General features: G+C 29.1%; 5 protein-coding genes. 1 reads left to right on the forward strand and 4 read right to left on the reverse strand.

Annotated features, from left to right (window positions below; translation table 11 throughout):
* Nucleotides 1-268: 268 nt before the first annotated feature.
* Entirely contained in the window at nucleotides 269-1,270 is a 1,002-nt protein-coding gene (locus tag LQ617_RS14200) for an accessory Sec system protein Asp2 (RefSeq protein ID WP_239740652.1), read from the reverse strand.
* 227 nt (nucleotides 1,271-1,497) lie between these two features.
* Here LQ617_RS14200 and LQ617_RS14205 point away from each other — a divergent pair, with 227 nt between their 5' ends.
* Complete coding sequence (locus LQ617_RS14205; protein WP_239740653.1) at nucleotides 1,498-2,295, forward strand: glycerophosphodiester phosphodiesterase family protein; 798 nt, start codon at nucleotides 1,498-1,500, stop codon at nucleotides 2,293-2,295.
* 236 nt (nucleotides 2,296-2,531) lie between these two features.
* Here LQ617_RS14205 and LQ617_RS14210 read toward each other — a convergent pair whose 3' ends face one another.
* The 3 genes from LQ617_RS14210 to LQ617_RS14220 all read right to left on the reverse strand — a co-directional run.
* Nucleotides 2,532-4,697 carry a bifunctional glycosyltransferase/CDP-glycerol:glycerophosphate glycerophosphotransferase gene (locus LQ617_RS14210; protein WP_126477281.1) on the reverse strand — a complete coding sequence of 722 codons (2,166 nt, stop codon included), beginning with the start codon at nucleotides 4,695-4,697 and terminating at the stop codon, nucleotides 2,532-2,534.
* A gap of 73 nt (nucleotides 4,698-4,770) precedes the next feature.
* Nucleotides 4,771-5,079 (reverse strand): hypothetical protein, encoded by a 309-nt coding sequence (locus LQ617_RS14215; protein WP_239740654.1) that lies wholly within the window; start codon nucleotides 5,077-5,079, stop codon nucleotides 4,771-4,773.
* 281 nt (nucleotides 5,080-5,360) lie between these two features.
* Nucleotides 5,361-6,877: phospho-sugar mutase (locus LQ617_RS14220; protein ID WP_239740655.1), on the reverse strand; the 1,517-nt coding region annotated here is incomplete at its 5' end.

A 6,877-nucleotide genomic window follows, 5' to 3' on the forward strand; every position in this document is an offset into this window, starting at 1 on the left:
CAAGATTTATCAATATATTTTCCCCAAATTTTATTGAAATCAATTAATAGTTGTGACGAATATAATGTAATATCAGATCTCCCTAAAATAAACAAATACTTTGTGCAAAAATTCTAATAATTATTAAAATTTTTTTGTCATTTCCCATGTTTATCGCTGAATTTGCACTTGCTTCAGGAGAAGCGGCATATGAGAAGATGGCAAAGAAAGAATTAGGCGTTGAGGAATAAGATAACATCAAAAAAGGTTAGCTCGTGTGAGCTAACCTTTAAATATGTGTTGCAAAGAAATTATTTAAGATGGTTAATTGTTCCGGTACGCTATTTCTTGAAACTTCAGGATGTGACGTAATATGTTTATCTGGTAAGTTGATTTTGTAAATCTTAGATGCATCAATACGATCTGTCTGTTTATAATAAAGTTCAACATTTTCACTACATATCACGTATTTCGTATGTTCATTGCTATCATCTAAATGCTGATTAATTTGAGGCACTAAATCGTCATTTCTCAAATCCTTTAAGAACCTTCTATCTTTCTGCTCTAACGCACCACCAATATTCACAATTGGATCTACTGCTAAAGTATTCATATCCAGCGCCGTACCGTGATAAATCGCACCCGTACCGCCTTTAGAACCACCGTAAAGTACAACATGCTCTTTATCAATATTAAGTTCTTCCATCACCTTTAAAATCGTACTTTGAATTTCCTCCTCATATTCAGGATAATTCGTCGTACTAATATAATGCGAACCATGTGATACATTTAAATCCATTATTCTTAGAGTATAAACATTCTTCACGAGACTTCTTTCAATACCATCAAAGAACTTAGGAAACATCCTGTTCGGAATCAACGAACTATCATATCGCTTAGCATCTGGCATACAAGTAAAAATAACAAGCAACTTCTTAGGCACCTCATCATTTACCTTCCTACCAACCGGCTCATCTAACGTATAGAAAATATCCTTATGTCTAATTAAATCTTTTCTCTGAAATAATTCTTGAACATCAGAACGCTTATAGAACTTAGAAATCGTCTTTTGATGAAAATACAAAATATAATCATTAGCCAAGATTTCTTTATACATTTCATGTAGTTTACGATCCTGTCTAGCTAACTGAATAAAATTCGAATCACTACCCGTATCAATTTGAATACGCTTTTGATTCATAAAATCAATAGGCTCATGAAGCGCATAGATTTCTTTAGGTTTATTACGATCCTTCGAAACAAACCTCCCCTTATCAAACAAATAAGCCATAAATATCCCAACTCCCATTTTAGTATTAAGCTTTATATCTCTCACGTCGTACTAAAAAAGAAATGTTTGTTATAGCTTAACATATTGGGGAATTCTTATAGAAAGAATTATATAAAAAGCGGTCAATTATCTCTATAATTATAAGTGACTATACTTAATAAACAAGGTATCTTTATGTAAATAAATGATACTATAATAAATAGAAAATAAACTTGTAGGTGAAGAACATGAAGAAATTAATAGGTATTAGTATATTAAATTGTATATTATTAGTTGGGTGTGGGAACAGCACTTTAGATAAAGACTATTTAAACATAGCGCACAGAGGCGCAAGTGGTTCAAAACCAGAACATACATATGCATCTTATGATAAAGCCATAAAACAAAATGCAGATTATACAGAGTTAGATTTACAAATGACTAAAGATAAAAAGTTAATCGCAATGCATGATAATAAAGTAGATAGAACTACAAATGGTACTGGATTAGTTAAAGATAAAACTTTAAAAGAAATAAAAAGCTTAGATGCTGGATCCTGGTTTGATAAAAAATATAAGAATGAAAAAGTACCAGAATTAAATGATATTTTAAATAAATATAAAGATAAAACTAATTTCTATATTGAAACTAAACATCCAGATATGTATCCAGGGATGGATAAAAAACTAATAAAAGATTTAGAAAATAATGGTTTGCTTAAAAAAGAAAGTTTGAAAAAAGGCAACTTAATTATTCAATCTTTCTCCGAGACTAGTCTACAAAATATACATAAATTAAACGAAAATATACCGTTAATTCATCTGATAGATGATAAAGATGTAAAAAAATTAAACGACAAAGAATTGGAAAGACTATCTGAATTCACATATGGACTTGGTTTCAATAAAGATATTGTTAATGAAGAATTAGTAGAAAAAGTACATAAACACGGCTTAAAAGTTCATGTCTTTACACTAAATAATGAACAAGAAGTTCAAGAAATGAAAGATATTAATGTTGACGGTGCTTTTAATAACAATCCTTAATAAGTTTTGATTTAAATATATAAAGAACTAATTCTAATTTAATTATTAGATTTCTTCATATTTTAATATTTATAGATTAACTTCCTCTTCCAAATGTAATCATATCTCACATTGGAAGAAAAGTAATAGCCCAATCAAATATGTGGTTGGGCTATTACTGGTTGTGTAATTATAATATTAATCCAAACTTTACGATGGATAGTTAATAAAATTGTAAATTCTTTATTATAAGATCATTATTTATTATTTATTTCTTTATTAATTAATTCACCAATATACTTAGATGATTCCCCTTGTTCTAAGCTACAGAATCGTTCATAGAATTCATCAATTTTATCTTGATAAGATTCTTTAATTAAATCTATATCTTTCAAACTATCAGCTAAATCAAACGGATCTTCAAAAATTGGTCCTGGCAAGTCATTAACATAATCTAAGTAAAATCCTCTTAAATCTTTATCATATTTTTCAATATCATATGCAAAGAAGAATTGTGGTCTTTTTAAAACGCCATAATCAAACATTACTGATGAATAATCTGTTATTAAGGCATCCGTAATAAGATATAATTCTGAAATATCATCATAATCTGAAACATCTATAGCAAAGTTTTCATATCCAGATAAATCTATAGCATTTGATATTAAGTAATGCATTCTTAACAAGATAACATATTCTTCACCAATACTTTCATAAAGGTTTTGCAAGTTGATTTTTAACTCAAATAAATATTGACCTTTCTTAATAAACTCATCATCTCTCCAAGTTGGTGCATACATTAAGACTTTCTTACCTTCTGGTATATTCACATTTTCTCTTATTTTAGAAATGAATTCTTCATCATTTGCATGTGTAACTAGAATGTCATTTCTTGGATAACCGATTTCAAGTACTCTTTCTTCATCCATCCAAAAGGCTGATTCAAAGATTTCTGAAGAATAACGGTTAGGGGATACTAAATAATCCCATCTAGAAGTTTCCATATGGAAATTCCTTTTATATTGTGGTGTTGTTGTACTTGGCATTCTTACAACCTTCATATCGTTAGCTAATTTTTTTAGTGGTGTACCATGCCAAGTTTGAATATATTTTTGATTCTCTTTTTTATTTAAAGTTAGTGGTAATCTCGCATTATTAACCCAAACTTTAGCTTTAGAATATGCTTTATAGTATTCTAAAGAACCCTTTTTAATTTTTAATGGGTTTCCTGGTATATCAGATTGACTTGGTTTTTTTAGTATCCAAACATACTGATTTTCCGGATAATTTTCTAGCATATATTCATAGATATATTTCGGGCTATCACTATAGTTTTTACCTCCAAAGGCTTCAAATACAACTACATTATCATCAACATTTGATTCATTATCAAATAAGGAATAAATAGCTTTATTTTTATTTTTTGTTCTAAGAAGGATACTTTTAAAATGTCTTGAATACTTTCTGAATTTATTAACTTTCAAAGCAAGTTCTGGTTTTTTCATACGTAATAAGAACATTTCTATTTGGAATAAGTATTTACCCTCATTTAAATTAGGTGATTTCAATTCTTTTGCTATTCTACTTAGAAGTTCTCCATGTTTTTGATATCGAGATTGAATGTCCCTTTGACCAGGATTAAACTCTTTTATAATCTTTATTTTCATTTTATCTAATAAAAATTTTCTATGAATTTTATTTTTATTTCTCTTCAATGAATCAAAGAAACTTTTCGCATAATCAACAAATAATTTATCAAATTCTTGTTCAGTTAATACTTGTGTTTTAAACGGATCATAAACTTCACCACGATAATAAAATGGGAAGTTAAATACTCTCACGAATTCATCTACATGAGAAGCGTAGTCGATAAGGAATGAATTATCAGTATAAATTTCTAGTTCTTCATTAAATTTGACATTATATTTTTTAGCAATACTTGTTTTAAATAAAATGTTACAAGCTGAATTCTTTCTCAAGAACGAATTAGCATTTGTTTCATAATTCAGTCTTCTCACTTTAACTATATTCTGGTTAATGAATTGTGGCTTTCGAAGTGTAAATTTATAAATTGGTGCAATTAAAGCATCTAGTCCATCAATATTCTTTAAGTAATAACCAATTGCATAAGAGGCAAGTTGATCATCAGCATCTAAAAACATAAAGTAATCAGTATTTACATTCTCAATTGCTTTATTTCTTGCTTTTGCATGACCTTGGTTTTTTTCAAAATTAATAATTTGTACTTCTTTATCATAAGTTTCTAACTCTTCTAATAATATTTCAGTCGTTTTATCTTCTGAGCCATCATTAACAATAATCACATTAAAGTCTTGGTTTCTTTGATTTTTAAGACTTCTAATACATTCTCGAATATACTCTTCCTCATTATAATATGTGACAATAACTGTTAATTCATTCATTATATATCTCCTTATCTATACTAATTGCGCAACAATACATTTATTTCTATTAGCTAATAACTATTTTAGTGTACTAATTATCTCCAGAATTTTTCTTCAACCATACTGATTCTTCATATGCATAAATCGCTTCTTGATAACTATGACTTCGTGGTAATATCCCTTTTTTGATTGCTTCATTATATGCGTTCATCTTTGTTTGCTCATCTTGTTTACTGTAAATAATTTCAGCTAGTTCTTCTTGATTCTTTATATTGATTGCTTTATCTTGTTTCTTCGGCTGTTGTTCTTTTTTCTTAGTCGTCTGTTCCGTTTTTTCTTTTTTTGTCTTTTTACTATCTTTAGCTTCATTGTCTGTTGTTATCATTAAGACTGCAGACATTATTGTGAGACAAAAAATAACCACTACCAGAACTATATTCTTCAATGCTCGACCTCTCCCCTTTGTAAACATCAATATTATTATTAAACTACAAAATATTACATTTGTAAATTTGATTTTCAACATTTTATTTTTAATATTACAATTCAACGTTTTTAAATCAATTAAACTATTCATCTTAACTAATAAAAAAGTATAATAATTACAAATCTAGTTTTACAAAATTTAATAGTATACAAAAAACAACCTACTTATTGAAGGTTGCTTTTTTACATAATGAATTATTTTAAATTAAACTTTTCCCTAAATAACTCTATCACATCGTTCAACTTCTCTACATTCAATGAGAAATACAGTTTCATTTTTGGTTCTGTTCCTGATGGTCTAACCGCTATAAATCCTTCTTCAAAAATAAATTTGATAAGATCTGTTTGCGGTAACTGAATAGTGCTTGTTTCACCACTTTGTATATTATGAGATTCTTGTGTGATGTAGTTTTCTATATACAATGGTGTTAAATTGTCTAACTCAATTGTTTCTAACTGTTTAAAGTCATTCATAATTTGTTGGATTTTTTCTCGTCCTTCTGCACCTGCAAATGTTGGTGAGAGTGTCTTATCTTTATACTGTCCTAGTTCTTGATAAATATTGTCTAAAACATCTTTGAAAGTTTGATTATCTTGTGACAATTGTTCTTTATATTTAATCAATAGTGCTGCTGTTTGTATGGCATCTTTATCTCTTGAGAAGTCTTCTACTAAATAACCATGGCTTTCTTCGAAAGCTAAGACTAGTTGTGATTGTTTTTCTTCTAATTGCTTTAATTGTTCTGAGATGTATTTGAAACCTGTTAATACATTGATGACTTCAATGTTCAATGATTGTGCTAATTTTTCACTTAAAGCACCTGTTACGACAGATTTAATCATGTATTTATGTACATCACTTGTTAATTGCGCATGTCTTAGTTTAATGAGTAATAGTCCAATCTCATTACCATTGAAATATCTTGTTGTCCCATCTTCATAACGTTCAACAATACCGATTCTGTCGGCATCTGGATCAGTTGCGATAATAAGTTGAGCCTGTTCTTTCTCAGCTAGTTGTTTACTTAAATCAAACGTATCTGCTTCCTCTGGATTGGCTATACGCACTGTTGGAAAATCACCGTTAGGTGTAGATTGTTTTTCTTCAACAACATAGTTTGTATATGACAAATCTTCAAGCACATCAGACAATAAAGGCAGACTTGTACCATGTAAACTTGTTAAAATTGTTTTTGTTTCAGCTGATTCAAATGAACCAACAAGATTTTTAACCGCTGCTTGATAAGCTTTAGTTGTTTCATCTTTAAATGGTAAAATCAGTTTACGTTCTTGTAACGCTTCAAAGTCGTCTGCTTGTATATTTAATAGGTCTTCTACTGTATCAATATATCGACTTAATTCTAATGAAGGCTCAGTTAATAACTGGCCACCATCTGAACCATATACTTTAATTCCATTATAATTCTTAGGGTTATGGCTTGCCGTAATCATAATACCCGCTGTTGTTTTCAAGTGTCGTACTGCGAATGACAGTTCTGGTGTTGATTTGTATGTTTCTGGCAAGATAACTTCAATACCATTAGTACCTAATACTTTCGCGATTTCTTTCGCAAATTCTTTAGATAAATGACGTGTATCAAAATGAATCACGATTTTAGGCGTATTTGAAATATGCGTTAAATATTTAGCTAAGCCTAGCGCAAACTTTTGAATCGTGAATTTATTCAATCTACCTGGTCCTATACCGAAGG

Origin of the sequence: Mammaliicoccus sp. P-M59 (genome assembly GCF_022386135.1) — a bacterium.
In the GTDB taxonomy this organism is placed as follows: domain Bacteria; phylum Bacillota; class Bacilli; order Staphylococcales; family Staphylococcaceae; genus Mammaliicoccus; species Mammaliicoccus sciuri_A.

Coding starts and splice junctions, on each gene's coding strand:
- LQ617_RS14210 (WP_126477281.1), bottom strand. CDS start 4,697: ATGAATGAATTAACAGTTATTGTCACATATTATAATGAGGAAGAGTAT.
- LQ617_RS14215 (WP_239740654.1), bottom strand. CDS start 5,079: ATGTCTGCAGTCTTAATGATAACAACAGACAATGAAGCTAAAGATAGT.
- LQ617_RS14205 (WP_239740653.1), top strand. CDS start 1,498: ATGAAGAAATTAATAGGTATTAGTATATTAAATTGTATATTATTAGTT.
- LQ617_RS14200 (WP_239740652.1), bottom strand. CDS start 1,270: ATGGCTTATTTGTTTGATAAGGGGAGGTTTGTTTCGAAGGATCGTAAT.